Raw genomic sequence first — 16,148 nt, 5'->3', positions numbered from 1 at the left:
CGTCACAAGACACCTCCGTCGATGATCATCGTCTGGGCCGTCATCCGCGCCGAACAGTCGGAGGCGAGGAAGAGGCAGGGGCCGACGAGGTCGTCGGCATAAAGCGTTTCGGGAATGCACTGCCGCCGGCGCATCGCTTCGATGCTATCCTCGCTCAGCCACAGCGCCTTCTGCCGCTCGGTCACCACCATGCCCGGCAGCAGCGCGTTGACTCGCACGCCGGAGGGCCCGAGCGCGCCGGCGAGCGACTTCGTCAGGCCGACGATCCCGGCCTTCGCGGTCGCATAGGCCGGCACCTCACCCATGTTGAGGAGATAGGCGATCGAGGAGAAATTGACGATGGACCCGCCCGAAAGAGAGGACCCATTACCGGCTTTGAGATAGGGCGCTGCCGCCTGGCTCATGAAGAAGACCGGCTTCAGGTTGATGCCGAGGTTTTCGTCCCAGTCGGCCTCAGAGATCGCGCCGAAAACCTGCCGATCGTCGCGGGCTGCATTGTTGACGAGCACCTTCAGCCCGCCCAGCGCCGCCGCTGCGCGATCGACGAGCGCGGGTATGCCGGCGATGTCCCGAAGATCCGCCTCTATGAAAAGCGGCGCATGGGGTCCGACGTCTTTAAGGCGGGCTGAAACTTCCGCCGCCGTATCTGCGTTGATGTCGATATACGCGACCCGTGCACCCTGGCGCACGAAACCTTCGACCAATGCCGCACCGATGCCCGAGGCTCCGCCCGTGATGAGTACGCCACGATCTGCGAGATCCGGAAACGTTGCAGAAGGGCCGGGCATGCTGTCGACGCCCTCCCTCAAGGCATACATTTCATATTTCTGTTCCAATATTCGGAACAATCGTTTAGTATGTGGAATATCGGCCAAATCCCGGTTGGGTGTCAAGGCGGAAAGGTGCGCGGCACCGTGCCGCCGGCGACGCGGCAGGGCACAAAACAGGCTACGAAACCCCCGTTGGATCTTGCGGGTGAAAGACGGCAGAGTGAAGACATCGACCAGCGACGGTAGGACGGCAGACCATGCGGGCGACCGCGTGGAGTCGTCGGCCGCTCTGGATACGGGAACGCTCGGGAAGGCGATGGCCGTGCTCGAACTCGTCGTCAACGCCGACATGCCGCTGCGCTTTACCGACATTCACGCGCTCTCGCGCCAGCCACGCGGCACGCTGCATCGGCATTTGTCGCATCTGGTCGAGGAAGGCCTGCTGTTTCAGCGTGCGGACCTCGCCTACGAGCCGGGCCTGAGGCTGTTGTCGTTTGCGCACCGGGCATGGTCGCGCAACGACCTCCGGCGAATCGCCCGGCCGCATCTCGATCGTCTTCACGCGGAAACGGGCGAAACAGTACATCTGGGCGTCCTTCGCACGACCGACATCATCTATCTGGACAAGGTGGAAAGTCGCCAGACGGTGCGGATGGAGAGCCAGATCGGCCGGGTTTCGCCGGCCTATTGCACGGGATTGGGTAAGGCCGCACTTTCCGTCTTGCCACCTGCGCGGCTGGATGCGAGCCTCGCGCGCATCTCCTATCACCCCTTCACGGCCAATACGCACCGGTCGCGAGGCGCGCTGATGGCCGACCTCGACCGGATCCGCGGACGAGGATATGCGATCGATGCGGAGGAACATGAAGTCGAGATCCACTGTGTCGCCGCGCCGGTCTCCTCCGGAGACAAGGCATGCGAGAGCCACGGGATCGTCGGGGGCATTTCGGTGACGGGACCGGCTTATCGCGTGACGATCCGTCAATTGGAGGCATGGTCGGGACTTGTCAGAGACGTGGCGAATTCCATCTCTCACGATGCGGGTGTCGGTCTCTGTCCGGTGTCTGCGCCCGACCGGTGAAGCGGACGTTCGAACCTCGGTCTTGTGTATTTATCAGACCAATTGCTAAGTGGTGCTAGACGCCACATGGACTTTATTTATAGTGGAACGGCAGCGGATCAGGCAAAAAAGCCCACCGGAATCGTTTCAGATGATGGAATTCGGTGCATGCCACGTTGTTGGAATTCGCTGCGGCAATCATAATCACTCAAAGGAATGTTCATGGGTTTGAGGAGTGTCTCGCCCGAGATTGTCGTTTCCGGCAACAGCTGGACGATCGGCGACCTGGATCAGGAAGGCGATGTCCGCAGCTTGTTCGAGAGCATCTGTGAGCTCTATGAGTTCCAGGGATACGCCGTCCTGTCCCTGCCATCCCGGTCCGTCTCGTCGCTTCGCAAGCTGGTGATGATGACGAACTGGCCGATGGATATCGTCAAGGAGTATGACGCGCTGGGCCTGTTGAAGACCAGTCCGGTTTTCGAGCAGTTGCGGTTGAGCACCGTGCCCTTCACGGTCGACAATACCTCGCCGCTGGCCTTCGTCAGGACGGTCAAGATCGCCAAGGGCCTGTTTGCGCGTTCGGGCTTCGGGCGCATGGTGTTCGTGCCTGTTCACGATGCCGATGGTCGTCGCAGCGCCATTGCGTTCGGCGGCGACCGGCCGGAGTTGAACCGACAGGAATTGAACGTGGTGACCTTCGTGGCGGGGCATGCCTTCAATCGCCTGAGCGAGATCTGGTCGGCCTCCCGGCGTGCACCCGGCTCCCTGTCCCGCCGCGAGATCGAATGCCTGCGCCTTGCCGCAGGCGGCAAGACCACCGTCGAAATGGCACGCCTGCTCAACCTGTCGGAATATACCGTCAACCACTATCTCAACCGTGCGACCCGAAAGCTGGATTCGGTCAACCGGGTCCAGACGATCGCAAAAGCCCTTCGGGCTGGGCTGATCACGTGAACCGAGTGCCGTTGGAGGATGGGACAAGGATGCAGGTGGCGGAGCCCATGCCGGCACGCCCGCATGGCAGAAGCGGCAGGTGGATGGAGACGCTCCATGCCTGACACGAAGCCCACTGCGTCGAATGCCGCCATGCCGGAAGGCGGATGGGCGGGAGATGCGTCCGAAAACGATCTTGCCGCGCTTGAGCGGCTTAAAAGTCGAGACGACGTCCTTGCCCATATGACGCGCATCACGGCTGCGCGCGGCTTTCCCTTCATTCTCCTCTGTACGCTGCCGACGGTCGATCAGACGAAATATTCCGAGATTGCCGTTCTCTCCAACGTCCCCGACGATGTCACCCGGCGCTATGACGACAGCGGCTCGGTGCACGAGAACCAGGCTTTCGTCATGCTGCGCACGACGACCACGCCGTTTCGAATGACCGCGGACGAGTGTCGGGAAAGCGCGGGCGGCCTCTTCTCGCCTGAGCGGGAAACGCTCCTGCAGGAGGTGGAGTTCTGCGAGGCCTATTTTTTCCCCGTTCACGATGCCGCAGGTGGGCGGGCCGTGTTCATCTTTCTCAGCGGCGATGCCGATCTCTCCATCGAGGTCATGACCGATCTGCATATGATCTGCCTGCACGTCTATAATCGTCTGGTCGGCATCGGCGGCATGGACCAGGAAACCGAGAAGGTCGATTTGTCGGATCGCGAGATCCAGTGTTTGAACTGGACGGCTGCCGGCAAGACGAGCTCGGAAATCGCCGATATCCTTGGCCTCTCCGAGCACACGGTCAATCACTACCTCAACCATGTGGCCAAGAAGCTCGACGCCGCCAATCGCGTTCAGGCTGTCGTCAAAGCCATGCGGCTCGGCCTGATCAGCTGATTTCCCTTGGGCAAGCGTCTGAATAAGATGCACGGCGTGAAATTCTGCTCGCGAAATGAGCAAGTGCCAACAACTGTTGGGCGAACGACCCCGAAGACGCAAGGATTCTCCAACTGGCACGCTTCCTGCATCTCTCCACGCAAGGTCCAGAGGGGACCACTCTATAAAAACTGCGCCCCAGAAGGTCGCGAACAAGGCCGTCTTTTGCTCACGTGATCCCGGATGAACGGACGCGGAAGCAGAAGGCGGCCTTTGTCATTCTCAAGCGTCGAGCGTCGAGTGCCGAGGGTCTTGGGTTCCGACATCTTTTCCCATCGTTCCATTGGCGAAGTGGCCCGGCTCGATTATCTACCTGCCAGGAGATGCGCGGCTCGCGCGTCGTCGCGTAGGGAAAACGAGTATGGCCGCTGATCACGCCGACGTAAGCAAGGAGAGGGTGCTCGACGCCCTGAGGGCGGTGCGCGGCCCGGAGCTGGAAGGCAATATCGTCGATCTCGGCCTCGTCTCCGATGTGTTCATCTCGGATGCCAAGGTCTATTTCTCGATCACCGTGCCGGCCGAGCGCGCCCGTGAACTCGATCCCTTACGCGCTGCGGCCGAACGCGTCGTCAAGGACATCCCCGGCGTCAAGGGCGCGATGGTCGCCCTGACCGCCGACCGCAAGGCCGGCACACCCGCCTCGCGTCCAGCCGCTCCGCCCGTTCCCGGTGGTCCGGCCGGCCGAACACCCTCGCGAGCACCCGGTCCGGCAGCCCCCGCACACGCCCATCCCGCACCGCGCGGGGCCGTCAAGGCCGGTATTCCCGGCGTCGGCGCCATCATTGCGGTCGCCTCGGGCAAGGGCGGCGTCGGCAAGTCCACCACCTCGGCCAATCTCGCGCTCGCGCTCCATGCAAACGGTTTGAAGGTCGGCATCCTCGACGCGGATATCTACGGCCCCTCCATGCCGCGGCTCCTGAAGATCTCCGGCCGGCCGGAGCAGATCGGCGGCAAGATGATCAAGCCGATGGAGAATTACGGCCTCAAGGTCATGTCGATGGGCTTTCTGGTGGACGAGGAGGTCGCGATGATCTGGCGCGGCCCGATGATCCAGTCGGCGCTGCTGCAGATGCTGCGCGAAGTCGCCTGGGGCGAGCTCGACGTGCTCGTGGTCGACATGCCGCCCGGCACCGGCGACGCGCAGCTGACGATGGCGCAGCAGGTGCCGCTCGCCGGCGCCGTCATCGTCTCGACGCCGCAGGACCTCGCGCTGATCGATGCGCGCAAGGGGCTGGCCATGTTCCGCAAGGTCGAGGTGCCCGTGCTCGGCATCGTCGAGAACATGAGCTACTTTATCGCCCCCGATACCGGCGCCCGCTACGACATCTTCGGCCATGGCGGCGCCCGCAACGAGGCGGAGCGCATCGGCGTGCCCTTCCTCGGCGAAGTCCCCCTGACCATCGCCATCCGCGAAACGTCGGACGCGGGAACGCCGCTGGTCGCACTGGAGCCGGACGGCCCGGTCGCCGCCGTCTATCGCGACATCGCCACCAAGGTCTGGGAGCAGGTCGCGGCCGCCAAGGCGGACACCTCCCGCGAGATGCCGTCGATCGTCTTCGACTAGGCGACGACCACCGCCATCTTCGCAGGACATCCGCCGATCCCGCATAGGTCCCGCACCGATGCCGATTGACTTTCCCTCAGCCACGGCTGTTAAGTCCTGTGGCTAAAGGATGGCGCGGGGACCGGATGACGGTTGATTTTGGAAGGGCCTTGCGTCATATGCCTGTCCGCACGTCGGTCGGTCGCGACCCCCTTGCGGTTGGCGCGTCCTCGAGACGCAGGTTTCAGCCGCAATCCCGGGGTCTCGTGTCCGGCCATCGCAGGTCCGCTCGTCAGGGTTTACAGTTCAGCCGTTCCTTTCGCCGTTCACTCCCAGGGATAGATCCGCATGCGCCCGTGACCCTGCGTCACCACGGCCCGCGGCACGAGGTTCACACCATGATCACTGTCTATGACGCCCGAGGCGAGGCGATGGTCATCGATGCCGCCGCGCCGGCGGCCGCCATGCCCGAGGATATCGTCTGGATCGACATGCTGCGCCCGGATCGTGCCGAGGACCATCTGATCGAGCGCTTTCTCCAGATCGAGATTCCCACCCGCGACGACCTCAAGGACATCGAGCCGTCGAGCCGCATGTACACGACGCCGGATGCCGTGTTCATGACGGCCTCGCTCGTCTGTCGCGCCGATAGCGGCCATCCCGACATCACCGACGTCGCCTTCGTGCTGGCGCGTGGCAAGCTCATCACCGTGCGCTACGACGAGCCCAAAGCGTTCGATCTTTTCCGCGCCGGCCTGCCGCGCATCGTCGGCGGCTGCTCCAACGGCGCGATGATGCTCGCCCGCCTGTTCGAGACCATCTCCGACCGCACGGCCGAGATCCTGGAGCACGCCGTCGCCAGCCTCGACAATCTGTCCCAGCAGGTCTTCGGCGATCGCACCCAGAACAAGCGTCGCCCGCCGCATTATCTGGAAGCCCGGCTGCTCGATGTCGCCTCGCATCACCGGCTGGTGGCCAAGACGCGTGACAGCCTCGCCTCGCTCTCCCGCGTGCTGACCTTCCTCTATACGGTGCCAGCCTTGCAGGAGACGCGCGAAGCCAAGGAGCTTTGCCGCACCGTCAGCCGCGACGTGCAGTCGCTGACGGAGCACGCCTCCTTCATCTTCGGCAACATCACCTTCCTGCTCGATGCCTCGCTCGGCCTCATCAGCGTCGAGCAGAACGCGATCATCAAGATCTTCTCCATCGCTTCGGTGGTCTTCCTGCCGCCGACGCTGGTCGCCTCGCTCTACGGCATGAACTTCGAGATCATGCCGGAACTTCACTGGACCTACGGCTATCCGATGGCGCTCATCGCCATGGTGGTCTCGGCCATCGTCCCGTTCTATATCTTCCGCTGGAAAGGCTGGCTCTGACGAGCCGGATCATCTCTCATGGCGCACAAGGATATCAAGGCTCCCGAGAGCTTGGGAACGGCGGCCGGTAGCGGGCAGGCGTCGGGGCAATTCCAAGGTCATGGACAGGGCCATGGGCATGGTCACGATCAGGCGCATGGCGGCAAGAAGGGCTATCTCGGCCTCGCCATCGGCTCGATCGGCGTCGTCTACGGCGATATCGGCACGAGCCCGCTCTATGCCTTTCGCGAGGCCCTGCGCCCGGTGGCAGTGGATGGCGTGACGCGCGGGGAGATCATCGGCCTGGTCTCGCTGATGATCTGGACGCTGACCATTATCGTCACGCTGAAATACGTCATCTTCCTGCTCCGCGCCGACAATAACGGGGAGGGCGGCACGCTGTCCCTGCTGGCGCTTCTCATGAAGTTCACGCGCGGGCAATCCGCCTATCTCTTCTTTATGGGCATCGCCGGCGCCGCGCTCTTCATGGGCGATGCGATCATCGCCCCGGCGCTCTCCGTGCTCTCGGCCGTCGAAGGCCTGAAGCTCGTCGCGCCGTCCTTCAGCGATTACGTTGTGCCCATCTCCGTCGTCATTCTGCTGGCGCTCTTTGCGGTCCAGTCGCGCGGCACGGAAGCCGTCTCGAAGTTTTTCGGGCCGATCATGCTGGTCTGGTTCATCGTCCTCGCCGTCATCGGTTTCAGCCATATCCACGACGATTACGGCATCCTCGCCGCGTTCAATCCCTATCACGCCGTGCGCTTCCTCATCCATGCGGGCTTCGTCGGCATCGTCGTGCTCGGCGCCGTCTTCCTCACCGTCACCGGTGCCGAGGCGCTCTACGCCGATCTCGGCCATTTCGGCCGCCGGCCGATCCAGGGCGCTTGGATGTGCCTCGTCTTCCCGGCGCTGGCGCTGAACTATCTGGGGCAGGGCGCCATGGTGCTGAAGCACCCGGAGGCGATGTCCGATCCCTTCTATCTGATGTTCCCGGAATGGGCGCTGCTGCCGATCGTCATCCTCGCGACCGCCGCCACCATCATCGCCGCCCAGGCCGTCATCACCGGCGCCTTCTCGCTCACCCGACAGGCCATCAACCTCGGCTTCATGCCGCGCATGGCGATCCTCCACACGTCGGAAACCAATACCGGGCAGATCTACGTGCCCAACGTCAACATCATCCTGATGTTCGGCGTCATGGCCCTGGTCTTCATCTTCGGCTCGTCGGAATCGCTCGCCACCGCCTACGGCATCTCGGTCACCGGCGCGATGGTTGTGGATACGCTGCTCGCCTTCCAGTTCGTCCGCATGCGCTGGCGCTGGCCGCTCGCGCTCGCCATCGGCCTGCTGATGCCGCTTCTGGCGCTCGAATCGGTCTTTCTCGGTGCGAACCTCCTGAAAATTCACGATGGCGGCTACGTCCCCGTCATGATCGCCGCCAGCTTCGTGCTGGTCATGTGGACCTGGCGGCGCGGCACCAAGATCCTGCAGGACAAGACGCACCACACCAACATTCCGCTCGCCGCGTTCATCAAGTCGATCGAGCGCAAGAGCGAGCATGCGCCCGTGGAAGTGCCGGGCACCGCGATCTTCCTGACGAGCGACCCGGAATCCGCCCCCGCCGCCCTCTTGCACAACATCAAGCACAACCACGTCCTGCACGCGCAGAACTTCATCCTGACCATCCGCACCACGAACACGCCCGTCGTCTCCAAGGAACACCGCGTCAGCGCGACAAAACTCTCGGACCGTTTCACCCTGCTCGAAATGCGCTTCGGCTTCATGGAAACGCAAAACGTATCCCAGACCCTCGGCCTCTTCCGCAAGAGCGGCCTGAAGTTCGACATCATGTCGACCTCCTTCTACCTCGGCCGTCGCAAGCTCGTGCCCGACGCCCAGTCCGGCATGCCCGAATGGCAGGACCGCCTCTTCATCGCCATGGCCAACGCCGCCATCGACCCCTCGGATTACTTCCGCCTGCCGACGAACCGGGTGGTGGAACTGGGGTCGCATGTGATTATTTGAGGTTTTGTGGAAGGGAAGAAGAAAGACCCTCTCTGGCCTGCCGGCCATCTCCCCCACAAGGGGGGAGAGGACTCGCGGGACGCCCTCAGCTCGAGTCTTCAAGGTTTGCGGTCGGAGCGAGCAGCCCGCCCCGGGTCTTCTCCCCCCTTGTGGGGGAGATGGCTGGCAAGCCAGAGAGGGTCTTTCTTCCTTTTCTCCTCTTCGGCTACCCCCATCCGTCACTCTGCATTTACCCCGCATTAAGGTTAATGCTTCATTGTCATCCCTAGAGCAGGCACGCGGCAACGCTTCGGATGAATCGCGCCAAACCTGCAATTTCGTTGGATGTTCGCGGAAAAAACGCGTTCCGGCCGATCCGCTCGACCGGGCAGGCGGTCTTGCGCGTGTGCGTTGCCAGAGTGGGCGTGGAGTTGCCGGTGCGTCAGAGAGTTCGTTCCAAGGGCCGGTCCCCGGTATTTGCTTCCCCAGCATCCGCTTCGCCAAGCCCTTCCCGGCGCTGGTCCACGCCACTCCTCATCGCCCTCGGCCTCTTCGTCGGCTTCCCCAGCGTCTCGGCCCATGCCGATCTCGCAACGTTCATCTCCGGTATCAACCGGGGCGGCGAGCGGTGGCGGATGCATATGACCGCGTCGCCGGCAGGATCGATCCACGAGGCGGAGATGGTCTTCAACGATCCGATCACCACCGTGGCGCTGGGTGATGGCGCCGGCATGACGCTGCCGGATGGGGGCAAGGTTTCGCTCGCCTCCGCCGACAAGCAGTCCGATCCGCGCACCGACGAGGAGCGCGTCAACCGCAAGGACAAGAAGGGCCGCATCGTCACCGTCGCGCCGGTCACGCCGCCGAAGGATTTCTCGGCCGGTTCCATCCTGCAGCGCACCAGCGCGCTGACGCAGCCGCTGTTCGACACACAGGAGCGCATGGTTTTCGCCCGGCCGAAGATCCGCGGCCAGGAAATCGAGATCGCCATGGCCTTTTACAAGAAGGCGCCGCCGAAGCGCGACGACACCATGTCGCCGATGATCGCGAGCCTCGTTACCAACAACCGCGCCGATATTCTCGCGACCGCCTACGCCCCCGCAGCACCCGATTACGCCCGCGAATCGCCTTTCGACTCGATCCTGAAGGACGACACGGCCAGCGGACGCTTCATCCCCGATATCTCGCCTGAGGATCACGCCTGGGCCGCCAATCCGCTGCCGGCCGACGCCTTCAGCGAAGCCGAGCAGAAATGCCTGACGGCCGGCATCTATTTCGAATCGCGGGGAGAATCGGTGAAGGGACAGGCCGCTGTCGCGCAGGTCATCCTCAACCGCGTCCGCAACCCGTCCTATCCCGGCTCCATCTGCGGCGTCGTCTACCAGAACAAGGCGCTTTACAATCGCTGCCAGTTCTCGTTTGCCTGCGACCGCATCCCCGACATCGTCTGGTCGCCAGCCCATTGGCAGACGGCCCAGGAAATCGCGCTGGCCGTCACCGCCGGCAAGATCTGGCTGCCCGAAGTCGGCTCCGCCACGCATTACCACGCGACCTATGTCCGCCCCGACTGGGGTCCGACGATGAAGCGGGTGACGCAGATCGGCAAGCACATCTTCTACCGCACCTATGGCGGCGGCTGGAGCTGACCGCGCCCAGGGTCTGCCGAGCACAGGGCCTGAGAATCGCCCACCACGCCGCATCGCCCGGAATCGGGCTTGAGAACGGCGCGTCTGCCCCGGCGGTCTCCTGACGGCCCGTCGGCAGACGGCCATTCCCCGCAACAGCTGGGGACAGATTCCGCCAGACGCGGGATTTTCGATCACAACTCGTTGATTTGTCAGTCGAATATTGTCGTCCACCAAGGCGTGTCTTCGCCTTGACTATGCGCGGCGCCAAAACTATGGTGCGGCCGACTTCAAACGGGCCAGAGTGGCTTCAAATCGGGCCTTTGTGTGGCCGCTCCCATGGTTTATCACGGGCGGCGGAGATGCGGGGGAGGGGCCACATGACGGACGACCGGAACGAAGGTCTGGAGGAACGGCGCAAACGCCTCGATGCTCAACTGTCGGAACGGCTCGGCAATGAAAGCCGCGACGCGGCGGATGAGGCGAGGGCTGCCAGCAACCGCAAGGGCTACCAAGTCGCGATAAAGCTTTCGAGCGAATTCGTGGCGGCCGTCATTGTCGGGGCGCTTCTGGGCTATCTTCTGGATACTTTTGCGGGTACAGCGCCCTGGGGGATGATCGTGCTTCTCCTCCTCGGCTTTTGTGCCGGCGTGCTGAACGTCATGCGATCTGCAGGCATGGTGGCTTCGCCCCATCCGGCCGATCGCACTGCCCCCGGAGGTTTGGGTCGGGGACAGGGCAGCGTCGGCGACGACAACAAGGATGGCGGCGCCTGACAGGGTGCGGCAACGGGAAACAACCGCTTCAAGCGGCTGAGAGCGAAAGAGAACGACAGTGGCAGGCGATAAGGTAGATCCGACCCACCAGTTTATGATCAACGAGATCGTGCCGATCCATATCGGCGGCCTGAATCTCTCCTTCACCAACGCATCCCTGTTCATGGTCGCGACGCTGGTCGTGGCGATCGGCTTCCTCTATTTCACCACCACGCCACGCTCGGTCGTTCCTGGCCGCATGCAGTCGGTGTCGGAACTCTCCTACGAATTCATCGCCTCGATGCTGCGCGAAGGCGCCGGCAGCCACGGCATGCACTTCTTCCCGATGGTCTTCTCGCTGTTCATGTTCATCCTGACGGCAAACCTGCTCGGCATGGTGCCGTACTTCTTCACCATCACCAGTCAGATCATCGTCACCTTCGCGCTGGCGCTCTTCGTCATCGGCACGGTGCTGGTCTACGGTTTCTACAAGCACGGCTTCGGCTTCCTGAAGGTCTTCGTGCCCTCCGGCGTTCCCGGCATCCTGCTGCCGCTGGTCGTCGCCATCGAAATCATCTCGTTCCTGTCGCGCCCCATCAGCCTGTCGGTCCGTCTCTTCGCCAACATGCTGGCCGGACACATCACGCTGAAGGTCTTTGCAGGCTTCGTCGCATCGCTCGGCACCATGGGTGCGCTCGGCATCGGCGGCGCCATCCTGCCTCTCATCATGACCGTGGCGCTCACGGGTCTCGAATTCCTCGTCGCCTTCCTTCAGGCCTACGTCTTCGCGGTACTCACCTGCATGTACCTGAACGACGCGGTCCATCCGGGCGGTCACTGAGGAATAAGTCACGCAGGCCGGCAAACCACCGTCGCGCCTGCCAAGAAAAGCCGCAACAACCCTTCTCAAGGAGATCAACATGGAAGCGGAAGCAGCAAAGTACATCGGCGCGGGTCTGGCATGCCTCGGCATGGCCGGCACGGCTCTCGGCCTCGGCAACATCTTCGGCAGCTACCTTTCGGGCGCACTTCGCAACCCGTCGGCAGCCGACAGCCAGTTCGGCCGCCTCGTATTCGGCTTCGCCGTTACGGAAGCTCTGGGCATCTTCTCGCTGCTCGTAGCTCTGCTCCTCCTGTTCGCCGTCTAAGACGGTCGAGCTCGCCGGGCCGCGACACTATCGCGGCCCGTCATCCTTTTACAGTGCCGCCATTCTTTCTCGCGTATCGAGGGGGATATGAGCGTGGCCTTTTGAGTTGCCCCTGGAGATGAGCATGTTCGTGACCGCGGCCTATGCCCAGTCAACCACACCTCCCGAGGGCGAGACACCCCATGCCGCGCCTGGCGACGTGCACACCGAGACCGGTGTCGCATCAGAAGGCGCCCACGGCTCCGGCGTGTTTCCGCCTTTCGACCAATCGACATTCGCATCGCAGCTCCTGTGGCTGGCGATTACGTTCGGCCTGTTCTATCTGCTGATGCAGAAGGTGATCATGCCGCGGATCGCCGCTATCCTCGGCGAGCGCCATGATGCCATCGCCCGCGATCTCGACGCCGCCTCGCGCTCCAAGGCCGAAGCCGACGCTGCCATCGCGTCCTACGAGCAGGAGCTGGCCGCCGCCCGCGCCAAGGGCAACGCCATCGCCGCCAGCGCCCGTGAGGCTGCCAAGGTGAAGGCCGCTGCCGACCGCGCTGCCATCGAGGCTGCTCTGAACGACAAGATCGTCGCTGCCGAAAGCCACATCGCCGAGATCAAGGCCAGCGCGCTGGCCGATGTCGGCGCCATCGCCGAGGAAACCGCGTCCGCCATCGTCGAGCAGCTGCTCGGCCGCGATGTGCCGCGCACCGAAATCGCATCCGCCGTCAAGGCTGCGGCAGAGTAAGGGAGAAGACAGATGGATTTGACCTCTCTGGCGACATTCTGGGCCACCGTCGGCCTCGTTCTTTTCCTCGCTCTCATCGTGTACCTCAAGGTACCCGGCATGATGGGCAAGCAGCTCGACGAGCGCGCGACGCGCATCCGCAACGAGCTGGCCGAAGCCAAGCGTTTGCGGGAAGAAGCCCAGGCTCTGCTCGTGGAATACCAGCAGAAGCGTAAGGAAGCCGAAGCGGAAGCCGCCCACATCGTGGCCGCCGCCGAGCGCGAAGCCGAAGCTCTCACCGCCGATGCCAAGCTGAAGACGGAAGAATTCGTCGCCCGCCGCACCACGCTGTCGGAACAGAAAATCCGCCAGGCCGAAACCGACGCCATCAACGCCGTCCGCGCCACAGCCGTCGACATCGCCATCGCCGCAGCCGAACGCGTCATTACCGCCAAGGCCGATGCCTCGACCCAGCAGGCCCTCTTCGCCAGTTCGGTCAACGAGGTCAAGACGCGCCTCAACTGAGGCGTTACCGGCACCGAAGCCCCCCGAATATCGGATACGCCGCAAGGCGAGCGGACATCCGGTAAGTCGCATTGAAACGATCAAAAGGCTGGCCATCGTGCCGGCCTTTTTCGTTTGGGGCGCGACGGAAATGAGGATGAGGACAATGTATCCGACCGGTTCTCTGCCTGTTCTCGCGTAGATCGTCTGCCCGGCCGGCAAGGCCTCGCGTCGAGGCTGCCCCTCACCCTAACCCTCTCCCCGCCTGCGGGGAGAGCGGACGTGCCCTGCTCGACGCTTTCGAGAGAAGTAGCCCGGCGCCACGAGTCCCTTCGCCCCGCGCGCGGGGAGAAGGTGGCGGCAGCCGGATGAGGGGCGAGAGCCGCATACCGACGCCGAACCCACACCACCATCCACAACCATCACCGTGTCGCAATAATCCCCATGGCAGTGCCGATCATCAACCCGCCGGCGGCGCGGTTGATGCGGCGGATGGCCTTGGTGGTGCGCAGCAGGCGGCGTGCCCGGACGGCGAGCAGCACATGCCCGCCGATCACGACGGCCTCGACAGCGAGAATGATCGTAGCGAGTTCGAGAAGCATCGTGATCGTAAACGTCGTGCCGACGACGTTCGGCAGAAGCGCGATGGTGAAGAGCGGCATTTTCGGGTTACCGAGGTTGAGCGCGATGCCGGTGCAGAAGACGCCGAGGAGGCTGCCCCGCTCGGAGATCGACTGCATCTCCGGAAGCACAGGCGGCGCCGTCCAGAGCCGGATGCCCATCCAGACGAGATAGGCGACACCCGCGAACCGCAGCACCGTCATCAGCGTTCCCATCTCCGTGGCAAGGACGGAAAGACCGAAGCCGGCGAGCGACAGGAAGACGAGAATGCCGAAGACCGTGCCGCCGCCATAGGCAAGGCCCGAGGCGGGGCCATGCGAGATCGTGCGCAACACGATCGTCATATTGTCCGGCCCGGGGCTCGCGGCGAAGACGAAGAAGGTCAGAGCGAAAGCAAGAAGCGTCACGGCATCCATGTCGATCTCCTCCGGCGGGCAAGGTGGCCGCCATTGGAGCCGAGCGTATTCTCTCTTTTGCCGCGATGCCAGTGGCAGGTTATCCTCTCTGCTAAGAGCGTCTTAAAGGGACGGCTGACGCGATGCGCGGCGAAGACGGCCTTTGCCCTGTGCAGGGGGTGCACCTCCGCGGCTCTTCAGGTGGAAAGGCTACGGGACCGAAAGAAGTGGTAGCCAAACGCAGAGCCCCGCGGGCCCTCACGGACACACGAGGCTCTCGTTCAATGACATAGCCTTGATCAGGCTCAGGCGGCGCGGCGGCGGGCCTGCTGCGGACGGTGTTGCGCGGCCGGTGCACCAAGGTCGAAGGCGTCGACCAACTGGGCGAGTTCGCGGACGCGGTCGCGCAGGCCTTCGGTCGCGGCGCTCGATTCCTCCACCATGGCGGCGTTCTGCTGGATGACCTTGTCCATCTGCCCGACGGCGGAGGTGACTTCGCCGAGCGCTGCGGACTGCTCGCCGGCGGAGGCCGAGATGCCGGTGATCAGGCTGTCGATGTCGGACACCTTCGCCACGATGGCCTTGAGAACCTCGCCGGTGCTGTTGACGAGACCTACACCCTTCGTCACCTGCTCGGCACTGGCGCCGATCAGGCTGCGGATCTGCTTGGATGCGTCGGACGAGCGCTGGGCGAGGGCCCGGACTTCGGAGGCGACGACGGCAAAGCCCTTGCCGGCTTCGCCGGCGCGCGCCGCCTCGACGCCCGCGTTGAGCGCCAAGAGGTTGGTCTGAAAGGCGATCTCGTCGATCACCGAGACGATCTGGTTGATCTCGCCCGAACTATGGGCGATCGCCGCCATGGCGCTTTCCGCCTGGCTCATGATCTCGCCGGATCGCGCGGCATCGGCCCGTGCCTCGGATGCGACCTGCTTTGCCCGCACCGCGCCCTCGGCGGTGCGCCGGACGGTCTGGTTGATCTCGGCGAGCGCTGCGGAGGTTTCCTCCACGGCGGCGGCCTGCTGCTCGGTGCGCTGGGAGAGGCTGTTCGTCGCAGAGGCGATCTCTTCCATCGTGTGGCCGACCGTGTTGGAAAGGTCGCGGATCATCGACATGGCCGTCGCCAGCCGTTCCGTCGCCTCGTTGAAATTGCTCTTCATCTGCTGCGCCTTCTGCGGCAGATCGGCGTCGATCCGGTAATCGAGCCGGCAGTTTTCCAGCGCCCGCAGGGCCTTGCCGATCTCGTTGACGATCTCCTCGTCATGACGCGCCTCGGCTTCGCGTGCCGCGTTGAAGGCCGCGCGTTCGCCGTCGGCCTTTTCGTTCATCTCGTTGAAGAAGTGGAAAAGCGCCACGGTGACATCGTTGAAGATGGACCGCAGCAGCAGACCGACCTCCTCGTCGCGCTTTGCGCGGCTCCAGCTGCTTTCCTTCAGCAGGCCATTGACGAGACCCGCTGCATAGTCCGCATAGCCGAGCAGATATTGGGGATAGGTGTACACCTGAGCGATGTTCCGCGCGATGACCGCTTGTTCAGCGAAATAGTCCGGCGTGAAGTTACCGGTGGCGATGGCACGGAATTTACGGCGTTCGCGGTTGAGAACGTCAGGCGGGAGGGCGGTCAGGTTCGCATCCATACCCCTGTAGACGTTCAGGAGAACCGCATCCAGATGCTTGGATACACGGGCATGGATAGCCTCGCCGCGTGCCTGGTCCTGGCTCGGCCATGTCTGGATATAGTCCTCGATGCGCATGATGATCCCCCCCATGGATATGACGAGGGCGCCCTGGCCCTC

The 16,148-nt window shown here is 63.5% G+C and carries 15 protein-coding genes; 12 read left to right on the top strand and 3 right to left on the bottom strand.

The window, feature by feature from the left end:
• Positions 1-2 precede the first annotated feature (2 nt).
• Positions 3-788, bottom strand: coding sequence for an SDR family oxidoreductase (locus tag C8J33_RS08600; RefSeq protein ID WP_132663730.1), 786 nt, complete (start codon positions 786-788; stop codon positions 3-5).
• Positions 789-1,041: 253 nt separating this feature from the next.
• Between C8J33_RS08600 and C8J33_RS08595 the strand changes: the two genes are divergently transcribed.
• The 12 genes from C8J33_RS08595 (at position 1,042) to C8J33_RS08540 (ending at position 13,360) form a co-directional block, all read left to right on the top strand.
• On the top strand, positions 1,042-1,851 hold the full coding sequence (locus C8J33_RS08595; protein WP_422038090.1) for an IclR family transcriptional regulator: 810 nt from the start codon (positions 1,042-1,044) through the stop codon (positions 1,849-1,851).
• A gap of 201 nt (positions 1,852-2,052) precedes the next feature.
• On the top strand, positions 2,053-2,784 hold the full coding sequence (locus C8J33_RS08590) for a helix-turn-helix transcriptional regulator (protein ID WP_245419977.1): 732 nt from the start codon (positions 2,053-2,055) through the stop codon (positions 2,782-2,784).
• 96 nt (positions 2,785-2,880) lie between these two features.
• Positions 2,881-3,654 carry a helix-turn-helix transcriptional regulator gene (locus C8J33_RS08585; RefSeq protein ID WP_245507093.1) on the top strand — a complete coding sequence of 258 codons (774 nt, stop codon included), beginning with the start codon at positions 2,881-2,883 and terminating at the stop codon, positions 3,652-3,654.
• 400 nt (positions 3,655-4,054) lie between these two features.
• Positions 4,055-5,257: an Mrp/NBP35 family ATP-binding protein gene (locus tag C8J33_RS08580; RefSeq protein ID WP_132663729.1), complete on the top strand. Its 1,203-nt coding sequence runs from the start codon at positions 4,055-4,057 to the stop codon at positions 5,255-5,257.
• Between the two features lie 377 nt (positions 5,258-5,634).
• Positions 5,635-6,612, top strand: a complete 978-nt coding sequence (locus tag C8J33_RS08575; RefSeq protein ID WP_132446419.1) for a magnesium transporter CorA family protein — start codon at positions 5,635-5,637, stop codon at positions 6,610-6,612.
• Positions 6,613-6,630: 18 nt separating this feature from the next.
• Positions 6,631-8,616, top strand: a complete 1,986-nt coding sequence (locus C8J33_RS08570; RefSeq protein ID WP_132663728.1) for a potassium transporter Kup — start codon at positions 6,631-6,633, stop codon at positions 8,614-8,616.
• Between the two features lie 515 nt (positions 8,617-9,131).
• On the top strand, positions 9,132-10,241 hold the full coding sequence (locus tag C8J33_RS08565) for a cell wall hydrolase (RefSeq protein WP_245507146.1): 1,110 nt from the start codon (positions 9,132-9,134) through the stop codon (positions 10,239-10,241).
• 359 nt (positions 10,242-10,600) lie between these two features.
• Positions 10,601-10,996: an AtpZ/AtpI family protein gene (locus tag C8J33_RS08560; RefSeq protein WP_132663726.1), complete on the top strand. Its 396-nt coding sequence runs from the start codon at positions 10,601-10,603 to the stop codon at positions 10,994-10,996.
• Between the two features lie 58 nt (positions 10,997-11,054).
• On the top strand, positions 11,055-11,816 hold the full coding sequence (locus tag C8J33_RS08555) for a F0F1 ATP synthase subunit A (RefSeq protein ID WP_280142397.1): 762 nt from the start codon (positions 11,055-11,057) through the stop codon (positions 11,814-11,816).
• A gap of 79 nt (positions 11,817-11,895) precedes the next feature.
• A complete protein-coding gene (locus C8J33_RS08550; protein WP_056332699.1) occupies positions 11,896-12,123 on the top strand; it encodes a F0F1 ATP synthase subunit C in 228 nt (75 codons plus the stop codon).
• 124 nt (positions 12,124-12,247) lie between these two features.
• Complete coding sequence (locus tag C8J33_RS08545; RefSeq protein WP_132663725.1) at positions 12,248-12,856, top strand: F0F1 ATP synthase subunit B; 609 nt, start codon at positions 12,248-12,250, stop codon at positions 12,854-12,856.
• Between the two features lie 12 nt (positions 12,857-12,868).
• Complete coding sequence (locus tag C8J33_RS08540) at positions 12,869-13,360, top strand: F0F1 ATP synthase subunit B (protein WP_110726765.1); 492 nt, start codon at positions 12,869-12,871, stop codon at positions 13,358-13,360.
• A gap of 401 nt (positions 13,361-13,761) precedes the next feature.
• Here C8J33_RS08540 and C8J33_RS08530 read toward each other — a convergent pair whose 3' ends face one another.
• Together C8J33_RS08530 and C8J33_RS08525 are read right to left on the bottom strand one after the other, a co-directional pair.
• On the bottom strand, positions 13,762-14,376 hold the full coding sequence (locus C8J33_RS08530) for a LysE family translocator (protein ID WP_132663724.1): 615 nt from the start codon (positions 14,374-14,376) through the stop codon (positions 13,762-13,764).
• A gap of 284 nt (positions 14,377-14,660) precedes the next feature.
• On the bottom strand, positions 14,661-16,106 hold the full coding sequence (locus C8J33_RS08525) for a methyl-accepting chemotaxis protein (RefSeq protein ID WP_165929764.1): 1,446 nt from the start codon (positions 16,104-16,106) through the stop codon (positions 14,661-14,663).
• Between the last annotated feature and the right edge of the window lie 42 nt (positions 16,107-16,148).

It is taken from the genome of Rhizobium sp. PP-CC-3G-465 (assembly GCF_004343445.1).
GTDB classification, from domain to species: Bacteria; Pseudomonadota; Alphaproteobacteria; order Rhizobiales; family Rhizobiaceae; genus Ferranicluibacter; species Ferranicluibacter rubi.
Note: the sequence above shows the minus strand (reverse complement) of the source record. Positions and strands in the feature narration are given on the sequence as shown.